Consider the following 23,688-nt stretch of genomic DNA (forward strand, 5'->3'; position numbering starts at 1 on the left):
CTGCGGCTGCGCACCCCGGGCCGGCCCGGTCCGTCGTCACGACGGGTAGTGTGCCCAACCGTGAATCCACGCCCGCAGACGTCCGCGCCGATGCGTGGCGCGTTCGTGGGTTCGACCTCCGCCGCGGTGTCCGTCGCGGCCCACGGCCTGGCGGGCGGCGAAATTCCGTCCCAGTCGTCGGTGGTGCTGCTGATCGCCGCCTGCGCCGCGTTCGGCGCCGCGGTGTCCGCCATCCGGCCGTCCCGGCTGCTGCCCGCCCTGGTGCTCACCCTGGGGGCGGGACAGATCGTCGGTCATACCGTCCTCACCCTCACCGCCGAGCACGCCCACGGCCCCGGGCTCTCGCCCGCGATGCTCGGCGCCCACGCCGCGGCCCTCGTCGTCTCCGCCGCCCTGATCCGGGCGGCCGAGCAGGGCTGTGCCGCGGCGCTCGGCGTGTTGCGGCGCATCGTCGCCGCGGTGCTCACCCCGCCCCCGGCGCGTGCGCCGCTGTGGGTGGCCACGCCGTCGCACCGGGCACGTCTCGTGCTGCGGGTGCTCGTTTCCGCGCAGGCCGGCACCCGGGGTCCGCCCCGCACCGCCTGACCCGATCCCGTTCCGCCGTGGCCCGTACGCCGCGGCGGCCTTCCCCGTGTGCCGACGCCCGGCGCGGTGCGCCGCCCCTCGATACGGCGCTGCGCGCTGCCGTCGCCACCGACGATCGAAACGAGCATTCGCATGTCCACGACCGACCTCGGGACGGATCGTCCCGTCCCACCCCGTTCCCGCCCGGACCGATCCGCGGCGCCCGCGCTGCACCCGCTGATGCTGCGGCTGCACTTCTACGCCGGCATCCTCGTCGCTCCGTTCATCCTGATCGCCGCGGTCAGCGGCGGCCTCTACGCCCTGGCCCCGACGATCGAGCAGCTCGTCTACCGCGACCAGCTGCACACCGACGCCACCGGTCCGGCCGTGCCGGTGGCGGAGCAGATCCGGGTGGCCGCCGGTCAGCGCCCCGATCTCACCGTCACCGCGGTGCGGCCGGCCGCGGCCCCCGGCGAGACCACCCGGGTCCTGTTCGCCGACCCGAGCCTCGGCGAGTCGCAGCGGCTCGCCGTCTTCGTCGACCCGGTCACCGCGCGGCCGCTCGGTGAGCTGGCCGTCTACGGCAGCAGCAGCGCGCTGCCGGTCCGGACCTGGATCTCGCAGCTGCACCGGCACCTGCATCTCGGCGAGCCCGGCCGCCTCTACAGCGAGCTGGCCGCGTCCTGGATGTGGGTGATCGCGCTCGGCGGCGTGTACCTGTGGGTGCGCCGCTACCGCACGGTGCGTGCCCGCCACGCCCAGGCACGCCTGCTCACCGTCGACCGCACCGCCACCGGCCGGTCCCGCACCCTCGGCTGGCACGGCGTGGTGGGCGTGTGGATCGCGGTGGGCCTGGTGTTCCTGTCCGCGACCGGCCTGACCTGGTCCCGGTTCGCCGGCGACAACATCGCCGAGCTGCGGGCCGCGCTGCACTGGAAGACGCCGACCGTCGACGCGGCCCTGACCGGGGGCGGCGCCGCGGCAGCGACGGGCCACGAGGGGCACGGCGGCCACGCCGGGCACGCCGCCGACCCGGGACTGCTCGACGCGAACATCGCCCGGATCGACTCGGTGCTGGACACGGCCGCCGCCGCGGGACTGACCGGGGTCGTCGAGGCCTCGATCCCGGCGCGCCCCGGCACCGCGTTCACCGTCGCCGAAACCCGCCAGCCCTGGGTGTACGGCATCGACTCGGTCGCCGTCGACGGCGCGACCGGCGAGGTCGTCGACGTGTCGCGGTTCGCGGACTGGCCGCTCGCCGCGCAGCTGACGTGGTGGTCGATCACTCTCCACATGGGCATCATGTTCGGGCTCGTCACGCAGGTCGCCCTGGCGCTGCTGGCGGTGGCGTTGATCACGGTCGTGCTGCGCGGCTACGTGATGTGGTGGCGGCGACGGCCCACGCGAGGGTCGGCGTGGGCCGTCGGCCGGGCCCCGGCACGCGGCGCGCTGCGCCGCATCGGCGCAGGTCCGGCGGTCGCGATCGGCGTCGCGGCCGCGGTCGTGGGCTGGTTCGCCCCGGTGCTCGGGCTGAGCCTGCTGGCGTTCCTCGTCGTCGACACCGCCGTCCGGTGGCGCATGCGGGGGCGCGCATAATGGTCCCTCGTGTGCCGATCGACGAGGAGTGCCGGTGAGCGACGAGCTGTCCGCGTACCGTAAGGAGTTCGCCCGCATCGAACGAAAGGTCGCCGGCGAGTTCGACGCCGGCCGGCGGCACCGTGTCCTCGTCGCCTGCATCGTCGCGGTGGTGCTGGGTCTGCTTCTGCCGCAGTCGGATACGGAATGGTCGTGGACGGTGCTCGGCACGTGGTTCGGGCACGACGCCACGACGACGGTGCCGATGCGGATCTTCGTGAGCCTCGCCCTGGTGTTCGGCGTGGTGTCGTCCACCGCGGCGCTGTGCACGCACCGCTGGCGGCTCGCGTCGGCGTCGATGCTCGGCTCCGGACTGGCGTCCCTGTTCGGGCTGCTCGGCTACTGGTCGCAGAACGGCATGCCGGTCGAGACCCCGCACGCCCCCGGCGCCGGGATGGTGCTGTCCTGGCTCGGCATGGTGGCGCTGACCTCGCAGTGGCTGCCCGTCGTGCTCAGCCGCTCCCCCACGGACCGGCACCCGCATCCGGTGACCACGCCCGTGCTCTGACGGGGCATCCGCGCGCCGTTCCTCGGCGCGCGGATGCCCCGTGTGCACGGATCCACTGCGCGCCGGGGGACGCGGCGGACATTTCCCCGGCGAATCGGCCGCACCGGGTCGGCGCATTCCTCGGCGTGCGGTCAGGAGACGACGCCGTCGCCGTCCGCGCGACGTAGCAGGTAGGTGTCCATCACCCAGCCGCGCGCGGCCTTCGCGCGGGCGCGGGCCCGCTCGATGTCCGGCAGCACCTCCCGCAGCGGGCCGGCGACGAGTTCCTCGTCGGACGTGCCGAGGTCTGCGCCCCACCAGATGCGCCAATCACCTTCGAGCCGGGCGCATTCCAGCGCACCGTCGAGCATGACGACGAGGTTGTCACCTCCGGCCGCCACCTCCTGCGGGAGCCGGCGGCCCGTGGTGACGACGATCGGGCCGCCGATCCGGTTGAGCACCAGCCGGTGCCGCGCCGCGAGCAGCGACACGCTGCTCACCCCGGGGATCACGTCGTAGTCGACGTCGAGCACGCCCCGGTCACGGATGCGCTCGACGACGCGAATCGTGCTGTCGTACAAGCTCGGATCGCCCCACACGAGGAATCCGGCGGTCTCGTGCTCGGCGACCTGCTCGCGCAGCACCGTCTCGTACGCGGCGGCCCGGGCGGCGTGCCAGTCCCGCACCTCGGTGCCGTAGGCGGACGGGGCGCGGTCCCGCGGCGGGTCCGGCACCGGGATCGTCCGGTAGTCGCCGGCGATGTGGCGACGGCAGATCTCCTCCCGCACCGCGACGAGGTCGTCGACGCCCCGCCGCTTGTCGGCGACGAGGAAGACGTCGACGTCGTTCAGCGCCCGGACCGCGGCCACGGTGAGGTCGTCGGGCCCGCCCGGCCCGATCCCGATCAGCCGCAGCCGCCTCCTCACGCGCGGTCCTCGAGGTCGCCCTCCACATCGAGGTAGGCCTGCTGCAGTTCCGCGAGCGTCGCCGGATCCGGTTCGGCCCACAGGCCGCGGTCGGCGGCCTCGGTGAGCCGTTCGACGATGCCGCGCAGCGCCCACGGGTTGGCCTCGCGCAGGAACCGCTGGTTCTCGGAGTCGAGGGCGTAGGTGCGGGCGAGGGTTTCGTACATCCAGTCGGCGACGACCCCGGCGGTGGCGTCGTAGCCGAACAGGTAGTCGACGGTGGCGGCGAGCTCGAACGCGCCCTTGTAGCCGTGCCGGCGCATCGCCGCGAGCCAGCGCGGGTTGACGACCCGGGCCCGGAACACGCGGGCGGTCTCCTCCGCCAGCGAGCGGGTGCGGACCTGGTCGGGGGTGGTCGAGTCGCCGATGTAGGCCTTCGGGTCGGCACCGGTGAGCGCCCGGACGGTGGCGACCATGCCGCCGTGGTACTGGAAGTAGTCGTCCGAGTCGGCGATGTCGTGCTCGCGGGTGTCGGTGTTCTTCGCCGCCACCGCGATCCTCCGGTAGTTGGCGCGCATGTCGTCCGCAGCCGGGACGCCGTGCAGGTGCCGCCCGTACGCGAAGCCACCCCACGCGGTGTACACCTCGGCGAGATCGGCGTCGCTGCGCCAGTTTCCGGAGTCGATGAGCGGCAGGATGCCGGCGCCGTAGGAGCCGGGCCTGGACCCGAAGATGCGGCGCACCGCGCGCTCGGGGTCGCCGTGCTCGGCCTCGTCGCGGCGGGCGTGCGCGCGCACGTAGTTCAGCTCGTCGGGCTCGTCGAGGGCCGCGACGGTGCGGATCGCGTCGTCGAGCATCGCGACGACGTGCGGGAAGGCGTCGCGGAAGAACCCGGAGATGCGGACGGTGACGTCGATGCGCGGCCGGCCGAGCTCGTCGAGCGGGATCACGGTCAGCTCGCGCACCCGCCGGGACTCGGCGTCCCATTCCGGGCGCATGCCGATCAGGGCGAGGACCTCGGCGATGTCGTCGCCGGAGGTGCGCATCGCGGAGGTCCCCCACACCGACAGGCCGACCGAGGGCGGATAGCCGCCGGTGTCGGCGCGGTACCGGTCGAGCAGGTTGTTCGCGAGCGCCACGCCCGTGTCGTAGGCGAGCCGGCTCGGCACCGCCTTCGGATCGACGGTGTAGAAGTTGCGGCCGGTGGGCAGCACGTTGACCAGGCCGCGCAGCGGCGATCCGGACGGGCCGGCGGGCACGTAGCCGCCGTCGAGGGCGTGCAGCACCGCGTCGAGCTCGTCGGTGGTGCGTGCCAGGCGCGGCACGACCTGCTCGGCGGCGAAGGCAAGCACCCGCTCGACCTCCGGGTCCGCCCCGCCCAGCACGGACTGCACGACCGTGGCGGCGCTACCCGCCTGCCAGCCGGCGTCCTCCATACCCTGCACCAGTGCCCGGGCCAGCGCCTCGACCGCGTCGGTCTCGGTGAGCGGCGCGTCCGGCTTCAGGCCGAGGGCGGTGCGCAGACCGGGCACGGCGTGGGCCCGCCCGCCCCACACCTGGGCGGCCCGCAGAATCGACAGCACCAGGTTCACGCGGGCCTCGCCGACGGGTGCCGTGCCGAGCACGTGCAGGCCGTCGCGGATCTGCGCGTCCTTCACCTCGCACAGCCAGCCGTCGACGTGCAGCAGGAAGTCGTCGAACTCGGCGTCGTGCGGGCGGTCCTCGAGCCCGAGGTCGTGGTCGAGCTTGGCGGCCTGGATCAGCGTCCAGATCTGGGCGCGGATCGCCGGCAGCTTGGCCGGGTCCATCGCCGCGATGTTCGAGTACTCGTCGAGCAACTGCTCGAGACGGGCGATGTCGCCGTACGACTCGGCGCGCGCCATCGGCGGGATGAGGTGGTCGACGATGGTGGCGTGGGCGCGGCGCTTCGCCTGGGCCCCCTCGCCCGGGTCGTTGACCAGGAACGGGTAGATCAGCGGGAGATTGCCGATGGCGGCGTCGGTCGCGCAGGCCGCGGACAGGCCGGCGTTCTTGCCGGGCAGCCACTCCATCGAGCCGTGCTTGCCGAGGTGGACGACGGCGTCGGCGCCGAAGCCGTTCTCCACCCACCGGTACGCGGCGAGGTAGTGGTGCGACGGCGCCATGTCCGGATCGTGGTAGATCGCCACGGGGTTCTCCCCGAACCCCCGGGGCGGCTGGATCATCAGCACCACGTTGCCGGCCTGCAGGGTGGCCAGGACGATCTCGCCCTCGGGAGCGGACTGCCGGTCCACGAACAGCTCGCCGGGGGCCGCGCCCCACGCCTCGGTCATCGCGTCGGTCAGTTCCGCGGGCAGGTCCGCCGTCCACTCGCGGTACTGCGCCGCGCTCACGCGGACCGGGTTGCCCGCCATCTGCTCGGCGCTGAGCCATTCCTCGTCCTGCCCGCCCGCGGCGATCAGGGCATGGATCAGCGCGTTGCCCGCCTCGGCGTCGTCCGCGGTGTCGAGGCCCGGGAAGCCGTCGCCGAGGTCGTAGCCGCGCTCCCGCAGCGCGCGCAGCAACCGGATCGCGGACACCGGGGTGTCCAGGCCGACGGCGTTGCCGACCCGGGAGTGCTTCGTCGGATACGCCGAGAGCATGATCGCCAGGCGCCGCCGTGCGGGCGGGATGCGCCGCAGGCGGGCGTGCGCGACGGCGATGCCGGCGACGCGGCGGCAGCGTTCGGGGTCGGTGACGTAGCGGGGCAGGCCGTCGGCGCCGAATTCCTTGAACGAGAACGGCACGGTGATGATGCGGCCGTCGAACTCGGGGACGGCGATCTGCGTCGCGGAATCGAGCGGGGAGACACCCTCGTCGGAGTCGGCCCACGCGTCGCGTCCCCAGGTCAGGCACAGCGCCTGCAGGATCGGGACATCCAGGGCGGCGAGCGCTTCGACGTCCCAGGCATCGTCGTCGCCGCCGGCGGAGACGGTGGCGGGGCGGGTGCCGCCGGCGGCGAGGACCGTGACGATCAGGGCGTCGAGGGTGCCGAGCTCGGCCAGCAGGTCCGCGGGGGCACCGCGCAGCGTGGAGCAGAAGATCGGCACGGCCACGGCGCGGCCGGTGGCGTCGACCGCCTGCGCGAGATCGCGGACGAAACGGGTGTTTCCGCTGGTCTCGTGGGCGCGGTAGTAGAGGATGCCCACCCGCGGCAGGCCGGGATCGGTCGCGGCGGGCGCGTGGCTGCCCCACGCGGGCAGCGCGGCCGGCGGCTCGAAGCCCTCGCCGGTGAGCAGGACGGTGTCGGACAGGAAGGCATGCAGCTGGGCGAGGTTCGCGGGCCCGCCCTGCGCGAGGTAGGCGTGCGCCTCGGTGGCGATACCGACGGGGACGGTCGAGTGGCTCATCAGCTCGGCGTCGGGCAGCTGCTCGCCGCCGAGCACGACGACGGGTGCGCCGTGCGCCAGGACCGCGTCGATACCGTTCTGCCAGGACCGGACGGAGCCCAGGATGCGGACGATCACCAGGTCGGCGCCGTCGAGGAGTCGGGGAAGCTCGGTCCCGACGTCGAGGCGCGACGGGTTGCCCAGCGCGTACTCGGCGTCCGAGCTCAGCGCCGACAGCAGGTCGGTGTCCGACGTGGACAGCAGCGCGAGCCGCGTCACGACCGGGCCCCGCGCAGTTCCCGATCGCCCCTGCGCAGCACGAAATCAGCCATGTTCAGTCTCCAAACCCTCGTGGACTTCCCGCGCCGTGGCCGGTCTCCTGGCTGACGGATCATCGCTGCCGCGCCGACCTTCCCGGACTTCCGTCCAGTGGTCTCCGGACCGGCGGACCGGTCCGGACGAGGGCGAGCACCTACCCGCTCACAGTGGCGAGGGCCGCGCCGGTCTCACACCGGCTTCCCGAGCACCACGGCAGGTGGAGCGTAACGCACCGCTTCCTCGTCGTGTGCAACCATGTGCCCCCATGGTCGACCTTCCCCCGGACCGGTGCCCCGGTCTGCTGCGCCCCCACCTCGCCGCCGACGGCGCGCTGGTGCGGCTGCGCGCGCCCGGCGGCAGGCTCCCGGACGGTGGACTGCGGGCGCTGTCGGCGGCGTCGACTGCCTTCGCGGACGGCGATATCCACCTCACCTCGCGCGGAAACCTGCAGCTCAGGGGCGTCACGGTGGACGAGTGCGGCGGTGTGCCGGCCGGTCTCGTCGACGCGGTGGCGGCGGCCGGGTTCCTGCCGGCACCGTCGCACGAACGGGTCCGCAACGTCGTCGCCTCGCCGCTGTCCGGGATCGTCGGAGGACGCGCCGACCTCCGTCCGCTCATCGGCGCGCTCGACACCGCCCTGTGCGCCCAACCCGTACTCGCGCAGCTGCCGGGCCGGTTCCTGTTCGGCCTCGACGACGGTCGCGGCGACGTCGCGGCCCTGCGCTGCGACCTCGCCGCGGCGGCCGCCGACTCGGGGCTGTTCGAGATCGCGATCGGGAGGCTCTGCGGGCCGGTGGTCCCGGCCGACCGGGTCGTCGACACGCTGATCGACCTGGCGCGGCGGTTCGCGGCGGTGCGCGGCACCCGCTGGCACGTGCACCAGCTGCCCGAGGCGGGGGCCGAGCTCGGGGGCGGCGCGCCGCTGCCGCCGGCCGCCCGGTACACGATGCCGTACGGCCCCCTGCCGGGAGCGGTCTCGGCGCTGGTCCCGCTGGGCATCCTCTCGCCGGCGATGGTGGCGGCGCTGCCCGAGTCGGAGGTGATCGTCACGCCGTGGCGCGGCCTCGTCCTCGCCGGCGAACCCGATCCGCAGCCGCTGCGCGACGCCGGGTTCGTGCTCGACGGTGCGTCGCCGTGGACCCGCACCACCGCGTGCGCCGGCGCGCCGGGGTGTAGCCTCGCCGAGGGCGACACCCGTTCCGCGGCCCGGCGTGCCGTCGCCGGCGCGCCCCCGGCCGGGCACTTCCACGTCGTGGGATGCGAACGATCCTGTGGCGCCCCGAATTTCCCACATACCCTCCTGTTCGCGAGGACCCGCCCATGACGCCCACTCCCCCACCCCGGCGCTACGACTACGTCACCGACGGCGCCGACATCTACGTCCGGTCGTTCGCGACGATCCGTGCCGAGACGGACCTGTCCGCGATCCCCGCCGACGCCGAGAAGGTGGCGGTGCGGATGGTGCACGCGTGCGGCCAGACCGACCTGACCCGCGACCTCGCGATCCATCCGGACCTGGTGTCGGCGGCGCGCGGGGCGCTGCGGGCGGGCGCGCCGATCCTCACCGACGCCCACATGGTCGCGTCCGGGGTGACGCGCACGCGGCTACCCGCGGACAACGAGGTGCTGTGCCTTCTGCGCGACCCGCGGGTGCCGGACCTCGCGGCGGCGTGGGGCACCACCCGCTCGGCCGCGGCGGTCTCGCTGTGGGAGGACCGGCTCGACGGCGCGGTCGTCGCGATCGGCAACGCCCCCACCGCGCTGTTCCACCTGCTCGAGCTGATCGACGCCGGCGGCCCCCGGCCCGCCGCGATCGTCGGGGTGCCGGTCGGGTTCATCGGCGCCGCCGAGTCCAAGGAGGCGCTCGCCGCGCATCCGCTGCAGCTCCCCTACCTGGTGGTGCGGGGGCGCCGCGGGGGTTCGGCGATGGCGTCGTCCGCGATCAATGCCCTGGCCCAGGAGGCGGAGTGAACGACACCGGACGGTTCTACGGCGTGGGGCTCGGCCCCGGCGATCCCGAGCTGATCACCCGCAAGGCGGCTCGGCTGATCGAGCAGGCCGACGTGATCGCCTACCACTCGGGCACCCACGGCCGCTCCATCGCGAGGGGCATTGCGGCCGAGCTGATCCGGGAGGGGGTGATCGAGGAGGCGTTGATCTACCCGGTCACCACCGGCACCACCGACCATCCCGGCGGCTACGACGGCGCCATCGCCGACTTCTACGACGAGTGCGCGGCGCGCCTGGCCGCACACCTCGACGCCGGCCGCACCGTCGTCGTGCTGTGCGAGGGCGATCCGCTGTTCTACGGCTCCTACATGTATCTGCACGACCGGCTCGCGGATCGCTATGCGACCGAGGTGGTTCCGGGCGTGACGTCGGTGTCCGCGGCCGCCGCGGCCGCGTCGGAACCGCTGGTGCGGCGCACCGACGTGCTCACGGTGCTGCCCGGCACGCTGCCCGAGCCGGAGCTGGCGCGCCGTCTCGCCGACACGGACGGCGCCGCGATCATGAAGCTGGGCCGTACCTTCCCCGCGGTCCGCAGCGCGCTCGCCCAGGCGGGCCGGCTCGACGACGCGGTGTACGTCGAGCGCGCGTCGATGGGCGGGCAGCGCATCGTCCCCGTCGCCGAGGTCGATGCCGACGCGGTGCCGTACTTCTCGGTGATCCTCACCCCCGGCGACCGGGCGCCGCGCAACCGGGACATCACCGACCGGTCCCGGCCCGTCGTCGCCGATGCTCCCGAGGCGGTCGCTGCCCGGGAGCTCCTCGTCGTCGGTCTCGGCCCCGCGGACGAGAAGTGGCTCACCCCCGAGGCCGCCGCCGCGCTGGCGTCCGCCGACCACATCGTCGGCTACGGGCCCTACGTCGACCGCGTGCCGGTCCGCCCGGGCCAGCGGCGGCACGCGAGCGGGAACACCGTCGAGGTGGACCGGGCCCGGTTCGCGCTCGAGCTGGCGCTGTCCGGGGAACGGGTGGCCGTCGTCTCGGGCGGCGACGCCGGGGTGTTCGGGATGGCGTCGGCCGTGTTCGAGGCCGCGCAGGATCCGCGGTTCGCCGAGCTGCCGGTGCGCGTGCTACCCGGGGTGTCGGCGATCCAGGCGGTGGCCGCGCGGGCGGGCGCCCCGATCGGCGGGGACTTCGCCGTGATGAGCCTGTCCGACCGGCTCAAGCCGTGGGAGGTGATCGAGCAGCGGCTCGCGGCCGTCGCGCAGGCGGACCTGGTGCTGGGTCTGTACAACCCGGCGTCGCGGTCGCGGACCACGCAGGTCGCGCAGGCCCAGGCCGTGCTGCTGCGGCACCGGCCGGCCGACACCGTCGTCGTGGTCGGCCGCGACGTCGGCCGCTCCGGCGAGTCGCTCGAGGTGACCACGCTCGAGAAGCTCGACCCGGCCACGATCGACATGAAGTGCCTGCTCATCGTGGGATCGTCCGGGACCACGGTCACCGACGCCGGCGCGGTGTGGACGGCGCGGTCGGTACGCACCGACTCCTGACATCCGTGCGGTACACCGGAATCCGCGCCCGCCGCGGCGGGCGCGGATTCCGGGTCAGCGCGTGAATTCCGTGCGATCCCGCGCCGGGTCGTAGAGATGCGAGCACGCGACGTCCGGCTGCGCCCGCACGCCCAGGGCCCGGCCGACGACGATCACCGCGGTGTGCTTCAGTCCCGCCGCCTCGGCCCGGTCGGCGATGTCGGCGAGGGTGCCGCGCAGCACCAGCTCGTTCGGGCGGGACGCGAACGCCACCACCGCGGCCGGGCAGTCGGCGCCGTACTCGCCGCTCAGTTCCTCGGCGAGGGCACGGATGCGGGTGATCGCCAGGTGCAGCACCAGGCTGGCGCGCAGTCCCGCGACGCGCGCCAGGGACTCGGTGTCGGGCATCGCCGTGGATCGTGCCCGGGTACGGGTGAGGACCACGGTCTGCACCAGTTCGGGCACGGTCAGCTCCGCGCCGAGGGTCGCGGCGGCGGCCGCGTAGGCCGGCACGCCGGGGGTCACGTCCCAGGGCACCCCGGCCGCGTCGAGCCGGCGCGTCTGCTCGGTCAGGGCCGAATACAGCGACGGGTCACCGGAACACAACCGGACGACGTCGAGGCCGCGCCGGTGCGCGTCCACCAGGTGCGCGGTGATCTCGTCGAGGTCCAGGTGCTGGGTGTCGACGAGTTCCGTGTCGGGCCGGCAGTGCGCGAGCACCTCGGCGTCGAGGTAGGTGCCGGCATAGAGCACCACCGGTGCCTCGCTCAGCAGCCGCGCCGCCCGCAGCGTCAGCAGGTCGGCCGCACCCGGCCCGGATCCCACGAAGTGCACTGTCATTTCTCGCCTTTCGTCACCTGCCACTGCACCACCGGGCGCAGCGCCTGCCAGCCGCTGAACCCGCCGAGGGGTGCGGCCTGCTCCACGGTCAGCCGGGTCAGCTCCCCGCCGTGGGTCTTCCACCACTGCACCAGCGTCGCCTCGGTCTCGAGCGTCACCGCGTGCGCGACCAGCCGCCCTCCCGGACGCAGTTCCTCCCAGCACTTTTCGAGCACACCGGGAATCGATCCGCCGCCGCCGACGAAGACGGCGTCGGGGGCGTCGAGACCGTCGAGCGCCGCCGGGGCGGGGCCGCGCACCACCGCGACCGACGGGACGCCGAGCCGCGCGGCGTTGCGCACGATCCGCTCCGCACGCCCCTCGTCGCGCTCGATCGCGACGGCGCGGCAGCGCGGATCGGTGCGCGCCCATTCGATCCCCACCGAACCGGCGCCGGCGCCGACGTCCCACAGCAACTGCCCCGGCCGGGGCGCGAGCGCGCACACCGCGGCGAGCCGGATCGGGCGCTTGGAGATCTGCCCGTCGTGCTCGAACGCGTCGTCGGGCAGGCCCGGCGCGGTGGAGTAGCCCTCCGCACCCCGGCATTCGATGCAGACCACGTTGAGGGCGGGGGCGTCGCCGGACCACTCGTCGGCGGTGGCGCTGCGGCGGGCCTCGGCGGGGGCACCGAGGTCGGAGAGCACCGTCAGCACACTCGCCCCGAAGCCGTCGCGGCGCAGCAGGTCCGCGACCTGCGCGGGCGTGCCGCCGTCGGAGGAGAGCACGATCAGCCGCCGGCCCCGCCCGAATGCGCGGCGGACGGCGTGCACGTCGCGGCCCACCAGCGTCACCACGTCCACCGACTCGGCGCTCCACCCCATCCGCGCGCGGGCCAGGGCCACCGATGACACCGCGGGCAGCACCGTCACCGCGGCGGCGCCGAGGTGGGCGATGAGCATAGAGCCGATGCCGGAGACGAGGGGGTCGCCCGAGGCGACCGCGACGATCCGCCGGTCGCGATGGCGCTCGAGCAGCGCGCCGAGCCCGTCGCGCAGCGGGGAGGGCCACGGCTCCCGGACGGCGCCGGTCTCGGGCAGCAGCGCCAGGTGGCGGCGCCCGCCCAGCAGGACCTGCGCGCCGAGCACCGCGTCGCGAGCGGGCGGCGGCAGGCCGTCCCAGCCGTCGGCGCCCATGCCGACGACGGTGATCTGTGAACCCATGGCGTCGAACCCTAGCCGGTGCGGTTAGACTCGGCGGCGGCAAGACAATCGAGGTGCCCCTCACGGGGATAATCGGGAAGCCGGTGCGAATCCGGCACAGGCCCGCTGCGGTGACCCGGGAGTCGTCGATCACGCGCAACACGCGCAGCCACTGGACCGGCCGGTCCGGGAAGGCGATCGCACGGCGTTCGACCGGGAAGTCCGAATACCGGCCTCGATTTCAGCTGCCGAGAAGACATCCCAGCGGGAGCCTGTGGAGGTTCGAGTGCACGTGTATCCGTTCAGTGCCGTCGTCGGCTCCGACGACCTGGCGCTGGCCCTGTCCCTGTGCGCGGTCTCGCCGTCGATCGGCGGGGTGCTCGTGCGCGGCGAGAAGGGCACCGCCAAGTCGACCACCGTACGCGCCCAGGCCGCGCTGTTGCCGCAGGTCACCGAGGTCACCGGCTGCCGCTTCGCGTGCGATCCCGCCGCCCCCGACCCGGCGTGCCCCGACGGGCCGCACCCGGGCGGTGCGGCGGCGCAGACCCGTCCGGCGCGGCTGGTGGAACTGCCGGTCGGTGCCACCGAGGACCGCGTCACCGGCTCCCTGCACCTGCAGAAGGCGCTGTCGGCGGGCACCGCCGAGTACGAGCCCGGCCTGCTCGCCCGGGCGCACCGCGGGGTGCTCTACGTCGACGAGGTCAATCTGCTGCACGACCACCTGGTGGACCTGTTGCTCGACGCCGCCGCGATGGGCCGCTGCTCCGTCGAGCGCGACGGGGTGTCGGTCTCGCACGCCGCCCGGTTCGTGCTGGTCGGCACGATGAACCCGGAGGAGGGTGAGCTGCGGCCGCAGCTGCTCGACCGCTTCGGCCTCACCGTCGAGGTGGCCGCGCCCCGCGATCCGCAGGTGCGGGCGGAGATCGTGCGGCGGCGCCTGGCGTTCGACGCCGACCCGGACGCGTTCGTCGCGCGGTGGGCCGACGCCGAGGCGGCGCTGACGCGGCGGTTGGCGCAGGCCCGCGACCGGCTGCCGCAGGTGCGGCTCGGCGACGACGCGCTCGTCGCGATCGCGGAGGTGTGCGCGGCGTTCGACGTCGACGGGATGCGCGCCGATCTGGTCACCGCGAAGACCGCCGTCGCGCATGCGGCGTGGGTGGGCCGCGACGAGGTGACGCGGGCGGACATCGCGGTGGCGGCGCGGCTGGCGTTGCCGCACCGTCGTCGCCGCAATCCGTTCGACGAGCCCGGCATGGACGAGTCGCTGCTCGACGAGCTGCTCGGCGAGCAGCCGCCCGAGCCCGATCCGGACGGCCCCGACGATTCCGGTCCCGACGATTCCGGTCCGGACGGCCCCGGCGCCGGCGAGGCGACGCCGGGCCGGGACTACCGGGGACAGGGCTCCGGTGCGGCGACGTCCGTCGCGGCCCCCGCCGAGCCCTACCGGACCCGCCTGTTCACGGCCGACCGCACCGGCCGCGGTGCCGCGGGCCGCCGCTCCCGCGCCCGCACCACGGTCGGCCGGACCGTCGGCGAGCGTCGCGGCGACACCGGCCCGATCCATCTGCCCGCCACCATCCGCGCCACCGCCACCCACCCGTGCGTGGTTCCGGTAGCGGGGACTACCGAAACCACGCACGGGTGGCAGGTGCGGCGGAAGGTCGTCGAGGGCCGCGAGGCCAACCTGGTGCTGCTGTGCGTCGACGCCTCCGGCTCGATGGCGGCGCGGCAGCGGATGACGCAGGTGAAGACGGCGATCCTGTCGCTGCTGCTCGACGCCTACCGGCGTCGCGACACGGTGGGCCTGGTGACCTTCCGCGGGGATCGCGCCACGCTCGTGCTGCCGCCGACCAACTCGGTGGACGTGGCCGCGACGCGGCTGCGGGAGCTGCCGGCGGGCGGGCGCACCCCGCTCGCCGAGGGACTGCTCGAGGCGGCCGAGACGATCCGGCGGCACCGGCTGCGCGAACCCGACCGGCGGGCCCTGCTCGTCGTCGTCACCGACGGCCGCGCCACCGCCGGGCCGGACGCGGTGGCCCGGTCCCTCGCGGCCGCCGACCGGCTCGCCGCCGCCGGGATCGACGCGGTCGTCGTGGACTCCGAGACCGGCCGGTTCCGCATGGGCCTCGCGGCCCGGCTCGCCGAGCGGCTCGGCGCCGAACACGTCCCCGTCGGTGAGGTCCACGCCGACGCGCTCACCACCGTCGTGCGAGGAAGGGCCGCCTGATGCCGAAGGGACAACCGACCGCCGTGCCGGACGACGGTCTCACCACCCGCCAGCGCCGCAACCGGCCGCTGCTGATGGTCCACACCGGCGACGGCAAGGGCAAGTCGACCGCCGCGTTCGGTCTCGCACTGCGCGGCTGGAACCAGGGCTGGTCCGTCGCGGTGTTCCAATTCGTCAAGTCCGCCAAGTGGCGCCTCGGCGAGCAGACCGCCTTCGAGACCCTCGGCGACCTGCACACCGAACGCGGCACCGGGGGCCCGATCGAGTGGCACAAGATGGGCTCCGGGTGGTCGTGGTCGCGCAAGGACGGCACCGAGGAGGACCATGCCGCCGCGGCGCTCGCCGGGTGGCGGGAGATCCAGCGCCGGCTCGCCGCCGAGCAGCACGGGCTGTACGTGCTCGACGAGTTCACCTACCCCATCGGCTGGGGATGGATCGACGCCGACGAGGTGGTGCAGACCCTGCGGACGCGCCCCGGCCACCAGCACGTCGTGATCACCGGCCGCCGGGCGCATCCGGCGCTGATCGAGGCCGCGGATCTCGTCACCGAGATGACGAAGATCAAGCACCCGATGGATGCGGGCCAGAAGGGCCAGAGGGGCATCGAGTGGTGACACTCGCGGGTGACGGCGTGGTGACACTCGCGGGTGACGGCGTGGTGACACTCGCGGGTGACGGCGTGGTGACCGCATGACACCGCTGCCCCGGCTGGTGGTGGCCGCACCGGCCTCCGGACACGGGAAGACCACGGTCGCGACGGGCCTCATGGCGGCCCTGCGGGCGGCCGGGCACACCGTGTCGGGACACAAGGTCGGCCCGGACTACATCGACCCGGGCTACCACGCCCTCGCGACGGGCCGGCCCGGCCGCAACCTGGACGCCCATCTCGTCGGCACCGACCTGCTCGCACCGCTGCTCGCGCACGGCGCCCGCGGTGCCGACGTCGCGATCGTCGAGGGCGTGATGGGCCTGTACGACGGGATGCTCGGCACCGACGGGTTCGCCTCCACCGCCCACACGGCCGCCGTCCTCGGTGCCCCGGTGATCCTCGTCGTGGACGTCTCCCATGCCTCCCGCTCCGTCGCGGCCGTGGTGCACGGGATGGCCACGTTCGACCGCAGCGTCCGCATCGCCGGGGTGATCCTGAACAAGGCCGGCTCGGTGCGGCATTCCGACGAGGTGGTCGACGCTCTGGCCGCGACGGGCGTCCCGGTGCTCGGCGTCCTGCAGCGCGACGACGGGATCTCGGCGCCGTCGCGACATCTCGGGCTGGTGCCGGCGCAGGAGCGGGCCGAGGCCGCCGCCCAGCTCGATCGCCTGGCCGCACAGATCGCCGCGCGGGTCGATCTCGCCGAGGTGATGCGGATCGCATGCGCCGCACCGGATCTTCCTGCGAGCCCGTGGGATCCGGGGGCGCCGGCCGACGACGGCCCGGTCGTCGCGATCGCCGGCGGCCGCGCCTTCACGTTCCGTTACGCCGAGACCGAGGAGATGCTGCGCGCCGCCGGGTGCCGCACCGTGGTGTTCGATCCGCTGCGCGACGAACGACTGCCCGACGGCACGGCCGGGATCTATCTCGGCGGCGGCTTCCCCGAGGTGCACGCGGCCGATCTGGCCGCCAACACCGCTCTGCGCGAACATCTCCGGGCCGCGATCACGGCCGGCACACCCACCGTCGCCGAGTGCGCCGGACTGTTGTACCTGTGCCGCGAGGTGGACGGGGCGCCGATGATCGGCGCGATCGACGCGGCCGCCCGGATGACGCCGCGCCTGACCCTCGGCTACCGCACGGCCGTCGCGCCGCGCGAGACCCTGCTCGCGCCGGCGGGCACGCGGGTGACCGGACACGAATTCCACCGCACCACGGTCGATTCCACCGACGAGCCGGCGTGGCTGCTGGGCGGACGGCCCGACGGCTTCGCGTCCGCCACCGTGCACGCCTCCTACCTGCACACCCACTGGGCCGGGCATCCGGCGCTGGCGCAGCGGTTCGCCGACGCGGTGCGGGCCGCGACGCCGGTCCCCCCGCCGCCGCGCACGACCCGGGCCGCCGCACCGGACCTGCAGCACCACGGCGACCGGGAGGCCACGCCGGGACTGGTGGATCTGGCCGTCAACGTCTCGCGCCGGCCGCGCCCGGAGTGGCTCGACGCCGCGCTGGCCGGGTCGCTGGCCGAGCTGGATCAGTATCCGGACCCGCGCGCGGCGCGGGCCGCCCTGGCCGCCCGGCACGGCCGCGACCCGCTCGAGGTGCTGCCCACCGCCGGCGGCGCGGAGGCGTTCACCCTCGTCGCCCGTGCCCGTCGCTGGGCGCGACCGGCGGTGGTGCACCCGCAGTTCACCGAGCCGGAGGCGGCGCTGCGCGCCGCCGGGCACGAGGTGACCCGGGTGCTGCTGCGCCGCGAGGACGGCTTCGTCCTCGACCCGGCGCTGGTGCCCGACGACGCCGACCTCGTGATCGTCGGCAACCCCACGAACCCGACCGGCGTGCTGCACCCGGGTGCCGCGCTGCGGGCCCTGGCGCGGCCCGGCCGGGTGCTGGTGGTGGACGAGGCGTTCATGGATGCGGTACCAGGGGAACCGGAATCGCTTGCCGGCATGTCGATTCCGGGTTTCGTGGTGGTCCGCTCGCTCACCAAGACGTGGGCGATACCCGGTATCCGCGCCGGGTACGTGCTCGGCGACGAGTCGATCGTCGCCGAGCTCGCCGCGCACCAGCCACCGTGGTCGGTGTCCACACCGGCGGCGGCGGCGATGATCGCGTGCGCGTCGCCGGCGGCCACGGTCGAGGCGGAGCGCATCGCCGTGCAGGTCGCGGCCGACCGCGCCGTCCTCGTCGACGGCCTGACCGCGCTCGGCATCGAGGTGACCGGCCCGTCGGCGGCACCGTTCGTGCTGGCGCACGTCCCCGTGGGGACGCGGGAGCGACTGCGGGGCAAGGGCTTCGCGGTGCGTCGTGGGGACAGCTTCCCCGGCCTCGGCGCCGACTGGGTGCGCATCGCGGTGCGCGATGCGCAGACCACCGAGGCGTTGCTCGGGGCATGGCGGGACCTGACGTGAACCCGCGCGCCGCCGGCCTCGTCCTCGGCTACCTCGCCGATCAGGCGTTCGGCGATCCCCGTCGCGGCCACCCGGTGAGCGGCTTCGGCCGGATCGCCCGGACCACCGAGCGCGCGCTGTACGCGGACCACCGGGCGGCCGGGACGCTGTTCACCGCGGTGCTGGTCGGCGGCGCGGCCGGCCTCGGCTACGGGGTGGACCGGCTCACCCGGCGTCGTCCGCTGGTGCGCACGGCGGTGACCGCGGCCGCGACGTGGACCGTGCTCGGCGGCCGGTCGCTGGCGCGGGAGGCGACGACGATCGACGGCCAGCTGCGCCGCGCGGATCTGCCCGCCGCGCGCCGTCAGGTCACCCACCTCGTCGGGCGCGACCCGTCGCGCCTCGACGCCGCCGGCGTCGCCCGCGCCACCCTGGAGTCCCTCGCGGAGAACACCTCCGACGCCGTCGTCGCCCCGCTGCTGTGGGGTGCGGTGGCGGGGCCGGCGGGCCTGCTCGGCTACCGGGCCGCGAACACCCTCGACGCCCGCGTCGGCCACCGCACGCCGCGGCACGAGCGGTTCGGCTGGGCGTCCGCCCGGTTCGACGACCTGCTCAACCTGGCGCCGGCGCGGCTGTCCGCGCTGCTCGCGGCGGGCCTGGGCGAGCGGCCCGGCGCGGCCCTGACGGCCTGGCGCCGCGACGCCCACCGGCATCCGAGCCCGAACGCCGGGCCGGTCGAGGCGGCGTTCGCGGGCGCGCTCGGGGTCACTCTGGGCGGGGTGAACGTCTACCACGGCGTGGTGGAGGACCGCGGCACCCTCGGCGACGGCCCGGCCCCGGAACCCGGGGACATCGCGCGGGGCGTGCGGCTCGCGGCCCGGGTCGGCGCGGGCGCGCTCGCGGTGTCCGCGGTCGTCGCGTCCGCGGGCACCGTTGTGGCGCGAATCACGTAAGCGGTGTAACACTGTAATCAGTGATATTGGCACTTCGTCCCGAGGAGGACGACATGCGACACCATCCGCACATGCACGGACCCCGCTTCGGACGCCCGGGCGGCTGGCAACAGGCCGACGTCCCCGATGCGAGCGACGCCGCCGAGTGGTTCGCCGGACGCCTGCCCGACGACTGGTTCACCGGCCCCGCCGACATCGAGGTCGACCGCGAGGAGATCGTGGTCGTCGGGGAACTGCCCCCGCCCGAGGACACCGGCCCGGCGTCCGTCGACGGGCGCATCGCCCGGTTCCGGGAGACCACCCGGCCGGACCGCATGCGCATCGCCGACGAGGCCGAGGCCCGCTACGGCCGGAAGGTCGCGTGGGGTGTCACGCTCGGCGATCGTCGAGTGCTGTTCACCCACTTGGCCGTTCCGGTGATGACCCGGTTGCGCCAGCCCGAGCGCAAGGTCCTCGACACCCTCGTCGACGCCGGCGTCGCCCGCTCGCGCTCCGACGCGCTCGCCTGGTGCGTCCAGCTCGTGGGGCAGCACAGCGAGCAGTGGCTCGCCGAGCTCCGCGAGGCGATGCGCAAGGTCGACGACCTGCGCACCGAGGGCCCGCAGGTCTGAGATCGCGGACCCGCGCAATTCCCGGTCGCCTGCACACGACATTGCGTGCACGGAGGACTAATTCGCGCGGGAATCCGTCGCCCACGCGACGGCGTCCGCGACCGTCGCCACCGTCGGCACGCCCGCCGGCGAGGGCGGGCGGCGCACGACGACCACCCGCACCCCGAGTTCGGCCGCCGCGTCGAGCTTGGCGCGCGTGAGGTCCCCGCCGGAGTCCTTGGTGACGAGCACGTCCACCCCGTGGCCGGCGAGCAGCGCACGCTCTCCGTCGACGGTGTAGGGGCCGCGGGCCAGCAGCACCGTCCAGGAGTCCGGCACGTCGAGGTCCAGCGGCTCGACCACCCGCACCAGGACGCGGTGCCGCGCGAGCGGCCCGAGGAAGCGATCGAGGGTCTGGCGGCCCGTGCTCAGGAACACGCTCGCCCCTCGGGCGGCCACCGCGGCGGCCGCATCATGGTCGTCGACCCACGTCCAGTCGCCGGTGCCGGTCCAGCCCGGCCGCGCCAGACGCAGCAGCGGCACCCCGGCCGCCGCGCAGGCGGCCGCGGCGTTACCGCTGATCCGCGCGGCGAACGGGTGCGTGGCGTCGACCACCCTGCGGATACCGTTGCCGCGCAGATACTCCCGCAGTCCGTCGATGCCGCCGAAACCGCCGATCCGCACGTCGCCGACCGGCAGGCGCGGGTTGCGCACCCGTCCCGCGAGCGACGACACGTACGCCACCCCCGCGGTGTCCAGGCCGGCGGCGAGCGCCCGCGCCTCGCCGGTGCCGCCGAGGATGAGGACGGTCACGCCAGGCCGCCCGTCAGTGTGGGCAGCACCGGCCGAGCCTCGAGCATCCCGAGCAGGGCGCCGACGTCGAGGTGCTCCTCGACCATGTCCGCGAGCACCTCGAGGCGCGCCTCGCGGGCGGCGTGGAAGCCGACGGTGCCGGTGGCGAGGTCGCGCCCGGTGAGGGCGGCCGCCTCGCGGAGCCACGCCGTGCGCAGGGCGTCGCCCTCGAGGCTGCCGTGCCACATGGTGCCGAACACCGTTCCCGCCCGGGCGCCGCCGAGGAACTCCTCGTCGCCGCCGCGGGAGATGCGGCCGTGGTGGATCTCGTACCCGGAGGCCGGCACCCCGAGCGCCGACCCGGCCGGCAGCCGCAGCACCTTCTCCGGTTCGAAACGGGTGTGCACGTCCAGCAGTCCGAGCCCGTCCACGCACGCCCCGGGGGTGCCCTCGACGCCGTGCGGATCGGAGATCCGCCGGCCGAGCATCTGGAAGCCGCCGCAGATCCCGAGCACCACGCCCCCGCGACGGGCGTGGTCGGCGACGGCGGTGTCGAGGCCACGGCCGCGCAGCCACGCGAGGTCCGCGAGGGTGGCGCGGGTGCCGGGCAGGATCACCACGTCGGCGCCGGCGAGGGCGCGCGGATCGTCGACGAACCGCAGCCGCACGTCCGGTTCGAGGCACAGCGCGTCGACGTCGGTGAAGTTGCTGATCCGCGGCAGCATCACCACCGCGACGGTGAGCGACCCGGCGCCGTCGTGGGCCGGGCGCGACGACAGGGCGAGCGAGTCCTCCGAGTCGAGCCACAGGCCGCGCTGCCAGGGCAGGACGCCGAGCACGGGCCGGCCCGTGAGCTTTTCGAGCGACTCGAGACCGGGACGCAACAGCCCGAGGTCTCCACGGAACTTGTTGATCACGAAGCCGCGGACGAGGGCCTGATCGGACGCATCCAGCAGGGCGAGGGTGCCGTACATGGCGGCGAACACCCCGCCGCGATCGATGTCGCCGACGAGCACGGTCGGCAGGTCGCCGTGCCGGGCCAGGCCCATGTTCACGTAGTCGTGGGCCCGCAGGTTGATCTCGGCGGCGCTGCCGGCGCCCTCGCAGACCACCACGTCGAACCGGTCCCGCAGGTCGTCGAGCGCACCGAAGGCGGCCTCGGCGAGGTGCTTTCGGCCGCCGGCGAACTCGCCGGCCTCGAGGTGACCGGCGGGCCGGCCGAGCACCACGACGTGACTGCGGCGGTCGCTGCCGGGTTTGAGCAGCACCGGATTCATCGCGGCCTCGGGTACGGCGCGCGCCGCCACCGCCTGGATCCACTGCGCGCGGCCGATTTCCACGCCGTCGCCGGTGACCGGGTCGACGGCCACCATGGAGTTGTTGGACATGTTCTGCGCCTTGAACGGCGCGACCGACAACCCACGGCGGGCCAGGGCCCGGCAGATCCCGGTGGTCACCACGGATTTCCCGGCGTCCGAGGTGGTTCCGGCGACGAGCAGGCCCTGTCCCACGACGGCTACGCCACGCGGACGGGCACGCGACGATCGGCGCGTTCGGTGAGGAACGCGAACGCCACGCCCAGGGCGAACCACAGGGTGGTCTGAACGATCACCGACGCAACGCGGAAGTCCCACAGCAGCGTGGCCGGAAAGTCCGTGCCGACCTCGTCGATCGTCGGCAGCACCGCATACCCGAGACCGACCACGACGAGGAACGCCAGGACCGGTCCGGCGAGCCGGACGGTACGCAGCTCCTGACGGGCGAGCGCCTTCGCGGCGGCCACCGCCACCGCGAGCGCGACGAGGCCGAGCACGACCGCCGCGACCCACAGGAGGGTGCGCTGGTCGATGGTGTCCGGGTCCCCCACCGCCGGCGGGTTGGCCGGGTACTTCAGGAACGGCACCGCTTCGATCGCGAGCCATCCCGCTCCGGCGCCGAGCAGTCCGAGAGCGGGACCCGACAGCGTGGTGTGGCGCCGGGCGAAGTGCAGCACCGACGCGAACAGCGCGCCGAGCGCCAGACCGGCGAGGGTGGTGGCGAGGATCAGGCCCACCTTCTGCCCGGTGCGGCTGACGAGGGCGTCCTCGCCGTGGCTGTGACCGGCGGACGCGGCCTCGTGCGTGTGGGAGTGCGCCTCGGTGGCCGCGTGCGTCGCGGCGGCCTCCTCCAGCGCGATCGCGGCCTCGATGTGCGGCTCGCCGACCACGAAGGCGACGGCGCCGGCGAGCAGGCCGGCAATCAGGCCGGCCAGCAGGCCGCGCAGCAGGATCCGGGTGTAGGGGCCGGTCAGCGGGACGCCTGCCGACACGGCAGCGTCCGGGTGCGACGAGACGCCGGCCCCCGGACTCGGTGACACGCCGGCCCCCGGACTCGGTGACACGCCGCCCCCCGGCCTCAGTGGCACGGCAGGCCGAGCAGGTGCCGGCCGTCGTGCATCAGCTCATGCATGAACATGCCGGTGCGCGAGATCGCGCCCTGATCGAAGCCGACCAGGTAGAGGGTGACGAAGGCGAGCAGCACGACGGCGGTGATCGCGGCGGCCAGCGCAGCGGAGCCCATCGTGGACTCGGGGGTGTGGACAGTAGCCATGGCATCCTCCTGGGATAACGCGTCCCGTCGAAAATCCATGCGCCGAGACAGTTTTCTGACTCCCGGGCGGGTCGCCCGGTCACAGTGGCGCGACCGCTCCGGACTTGCACCGGATTGCCTGCACCTCGGCACGTGTGACGCAGGAACAGTCGCACCGTGAGCCCGCCCCTGTCAAGGCGACACCCCCGGCGGTTGTGATTCGATGACCGCCGTGGTTCGCCTCGTCCTTCTGGCCCATGCCTCGACGGAGGCGCAGCGCGCCGTCCGGTTCCCCGCCGACGAGCCGCTGTCGCAACGCGGCCGACGAGAACTGGAGCGGGCGGTCGCGCCGGTGGCCGACCGCGTCGTCGCGGCGCCGGAGCGACGGGCCGTCGAGACTGCGGCCGCGCTGGGCACGACGGCCGCGGTCGATCGGGCGCTGCGGGACCTGGACTACGGCAACTGGGCGGGGCGGGCGATGGACGAGGTGCCGGCCGAGAGCCTGCAGCAGTGGCTCACCGACCCGCACGCGGCGCCGCACGGCGGCGAGTCGATCGCGGAGCTGACCGAACGGGTGGCGCGGTGGCTCGACGAGCTGGCGCCGGGCCGGGTCGTCGCGGTGACCCACCCGGCCGTGATCCGCGCCGCGACGGTGTACGCCCTCGGCGCGCCCCCGGCAGGATTCTGGCGGATCGACGTGCGCCCGCTCGCACAGGTCCGGCTGCACGGACGCGGGGGCCGGTGGTCGCTGCGGCTGGGTTGAGCCGCC

General features: G+C 74.6%; 20 protein-coding genes and 3 riboswitches. Of the genes, 12 read left to right on the forward strand and 8 right to left on the reverse strand.

The features are described from left to right. Window positions 1-60 precede the first annotated feature (60 nt). The 3 genes from ISO16_RS10135 (at window position 61) to ISO16_RS10145 (ending at window position 2,707) form a co-directional block, all read left to right on the forward strand. The gene (locus tag ISO16_RS10135) at window positions 61-585 is read left to right on the forward strand and encodes a hypothetical protein (RefSeq protein WP_072635873.1); all 525 of its coding nucleotides are present in this window, start codon (window positions 61-63) and stop codon (window positions 583-585) included. Between the two features lie 132 nt (window positions 586-717). Continuing rightward, a complete protein-coding gene (locus ISO16_RS10140; RefSeq protein WP_072635874.1) occupies window positions 718-2,160 on the forward strand; it encodes a PepSY-associated TM helix domain-containing protein in 1,443 nt (480 codons plus the stop codon). Between the two features lie 34 nt (window positions 2,161-2,194). After that, window positions 2,195-2,707: an Rv2732c family membrane protein gene (locus ISO16_RS10145; RefSeq protein ID WP_072635967.1), complete on the forward strand. Its 513-nt coding sequence runs from the start codon at window positions 2,195-2,197 to the stop codon at window positions 2,705-2,707. A 131-nt stretch (window positions 2,708-2,838) separates the two neighbouring features. Here the strand turns inward: ISO16_RS10145 and cobF are convergent, their stop codons facing one another. Beyond that, a complete protein-coding gene (gene cobF, locus ISO16_RS10150) occupies window positions 2,839-3,612 on the reverse strand; it encodes a precorrin-6A synthase (deacetylating) (RefSeq protein WP_072635875.1) in 774 nt (257 codons plus the stop codon). After that, window positions 3,609-7,217, reverse strand: a complete 3,609-nt coding sequence (cobN, locus tag ISO16_RS10155; protein WP_072635876.1) for a cobaltochelatase subunit CobN — start codon at window positions 7,215-7,217, stop codon at window positions 3,609-3,611. The genes cobF and cobN overlap by 4 nt, the downstream gene beginning before the upstream one ends. 73 nt (window positions 7,218-7,290) lie before the next feature. Beyond that, window positions 7,291-7,484, reverse strand: a riboswitch (cobalamin riboswitch). A gap of 37 nt (window positions 7,485-7,521) precedes the next feature. Here cobN and ISO16_RS10160 point away from each other — a divergent pair. Genes ISO16_RS10160 through ISO16_RS10170 form a run of 3 tightly spaced genes read left to right on the forward strand, consistent with a single transcriptional unit; the run spans window position 7,522 to window position 10,753 of the window. After that, a complete protein-coding gene (locus ISO16_RS10160; RefSeq protein ID WP_072635877.1) occupies window positions 7,522-8,580 on the forward strand; it encodes a cobalamin biosynthesis protein CobG in 1,059 nt (352 codons plus the stop codon). After that, window positions 8,577-9,227, forward strand: a complete 651-nt coding sequence (locus ISO16_RS10165) for a precorrin-8X methylmutase (protein WP_006945411.1) — start codon at window positions 8,577-8,579, stop codon at window positions 9,225-9,227. Before ISO16_RS10160 ends, ISO16_RS10165 begins: the two co-directional genes overlap by 4 nt. Further along, window positions 9,224-10,753, forward strand: coding sequence for a precorrin-2 C(20)-methyltransferase (locus ISO16_RS10170; protein WP_072635878.1), 1,530 nt, complete (start codon window positions 9,224-9,226; stop codon window positions 10,751-10,753). Before ISO16_RS10165 ends, ISO16_RS10170 begins: the two co-directional genes overlap by 4 nt. 54 nt (window positions 10,754-10,807) lie before the next feature. Here ISO16_RS10170 and ISO16_RS10175 read toward each other — a convergent pair whose 3' ends face one another. Both ISO16_RS10175 and cbiE read right to left on the reverse strand, forming a co-directional pair. Then, window positions 10,808-11,572 carry a cobalt-precorrin-4/precorrin-4 C(11)-methyltransferase gene (locus ISO16_RS10175; protein WP_006945407.1) on the reverse strand — a complete coding sequence of 255 codons (765 nt, stop codon included), beginning with the start codon at window positions 11,570-11,572 and terminating at the stop codon, window positions 10,808-10,810. Next, entirely contained in the window at window positions 11,569-12,771 is a 1,203-nt protein-coding gene (cbiE, locus tag ISO16_RS10180) for a precorrin-6y C5,15-methyltransferase (decarboxylating) subunit CbiE (RefSeq protein ID WP_072635879.1), read from the reverse strand. Before cbiE ends, ISO16_RS10175 begins: the two co-directional genes overlap by 4 nt. Before the next feature lie 39 nt (window positions 12,772-12,810). Next, window positions 12,811-13,002: riboswitch (cobalamin riboswitch) on the forward strand. Window positions 13,003-13,036: 34 nt separating this feature from the next. Between cbiE and ISO16_RS10185 the strand changes: the two genes are divergently transcribed. The 5 genes from ISO16_RS10185 to ISO16_RS10205 all read left to right on the forward strand — a co-directional run bounded on the left by ISO16_RS10185 (window position 13,037) and on the right by ISO16_RS10205 (window position 19,580). After that, a complete protein-coding gene (locus tag ISO16_RS10185) occupies window positions 13,037-14,977 on the forward strand; it encodes a magnesium chelatase subunit D family protein (protein WP_170913969.1) in 1,941 nt (646 codons plus the stop codon). Beyond that, window positions 14,977-15,591, forward strand: coding sequence for a cob(I)yrinic acid a,c-diamide adenosyltransferase (gene cobO / locus ISO16_RS10190; RefSeq protein ID WP_006945402.1), 615 nt, complete (start codon window positions 14,977-14,979; stop codon window positions 15,589-15,591). The genes ISO16_RS10185 and cobO overlap by 1 nt, the downstream gene beginning before the upstream one ends. A 76-nt stretch (window positions 15,592-15,667) precedes the next feature. Then, the gene (locus ISO16_RS10195; protein WP_072635881.1) at window positions 15,668-18,037 is read left to right on the forward strand and encodes a cobyrinate a,c-diamide synthase; all 2,370 of its coding nucleotides are present in this window, start codon (window positions 15,668-15,670) and stop codon (window positions 18,035-18,037) included. Then, complete coding sequence (locus ISO16_RS10200) at window positions 18,019-18,969, forward strand: cobalamin biosynthesis protein (RefSeq protein WP_072635968.1); 951 nt, start codon at window positions 18,019-18,021, stop codon at window positions 18,967-18,969. The genes ISO16_RS10195 and ISO16_RS10200 overlap by 19 nt, the downstream gene beginning before the upstream one ends. Window positions 18,970-19,022: 53 nt before the next feature. After that, entirely contained in the window at window positions 19,023-19,580 is a 558-nt protein-coding gene (locus ISO16_RS10205) for a hypothetical protein (RefSeq protein WP_050035705.1), read from the forward strand. A gap of 57 nt (window positions 19,581-19,637) precedes the next feature. Here ISO16_RS10205 and ISO16_RS10210 read toward each other — a convergent pair whose 3' ends face one another. The 4 genes from ISO16_RS10210 to ISO16_RS10225 all read right to left on the reverse strand — a co-directional run bounded on the left by ISO16_RS10210 (window position 19,638) and on the right by ISO16_RS10225 (window position 22,910). After that, window positions 19,638-20,372, reverse strand: a complete 735-nt coding sequence (locus ISO16_RS10210) for a cobalt-precorrin-6A reductase (protein WP_072635882.1) — start codon at window positions 20,370-20,372, stop codon at window positions 19,638-19,640. Then, entirely contained in the window at window positions 20,369-21,862 is a 1,494-nt protein-coding gene (locus ISO16_RS10215; protein ID WP_072635883.1) for a cobyric acid synthase, read from the reverse strand. The genes ISO16_RS10210 and ISO16_RS10215 overlap by 4 nt, the downstream gene beginning before the upstream one ends. A gap of 5 nt (window positions 21,863-21,867) precedes the next feature. Then, the gene (locus tag ISO16_RS10220; protein ID WP_050035707.1) at window positions 21,868-22,659 is read right to left on the reverse strand and encodes a CbtA family protein; all 792 of its coding nucleotides are present in this window, start codon (window positions 22,657-22,659) and stop codon (window positions 21,868-21,870) included. A gap of 86 nt (window positions 22,660-22,745) precedes the next feature. After that, window positions 22,746-22,910, reverse strand: coding sequence for a CbtB domain-containing protein (locus ISO16_RS10225; RefSeq protein ID WP_373566487.1), 165 nt, complete (start codon window positions 22,908-22,910; stop codon window positions 22,746-22,748). A gap of 59 nt (window positions 22,911-22,969) precedes the next feature. Next, window positions 22,970-23,083, reverse strand: a riboswitch (cobalamin riboswitch). 59 nt (window positions 23,084-23,142) lie between these two features. On the opposite strand from ISO16_RS10225, the gene ISO16_RS10230 reads away from it, so the two are divergent. Continuing rightward, window positions 23,143-23,682 carry a histidine phosphatase family protein gene (locus ISO16_RS10230; protein ID WP_072635884.1) on the forward strand — a complete coding sequence of 180 codons (540 nt, stop codon included), beginning with the start codon at window positions 23,143-23,145 and terminating at the stop codon, window positions 23,680-23,682. The last annotated feature ends 6 nt before the right edge of the window (window positions 23,683-23,688 follow it).

The sequence above is a fragment of the Rhodococcus sp. M8 genome, from assembly GCF_015654185.1.
GTDB classification, from domain to species: Bacteria; Actinomycetota; Actinomycetes; order Mycobacteriales; family Mycobacteriaceae; genus Rhodococcus; species Rhodococcus aetherivorans.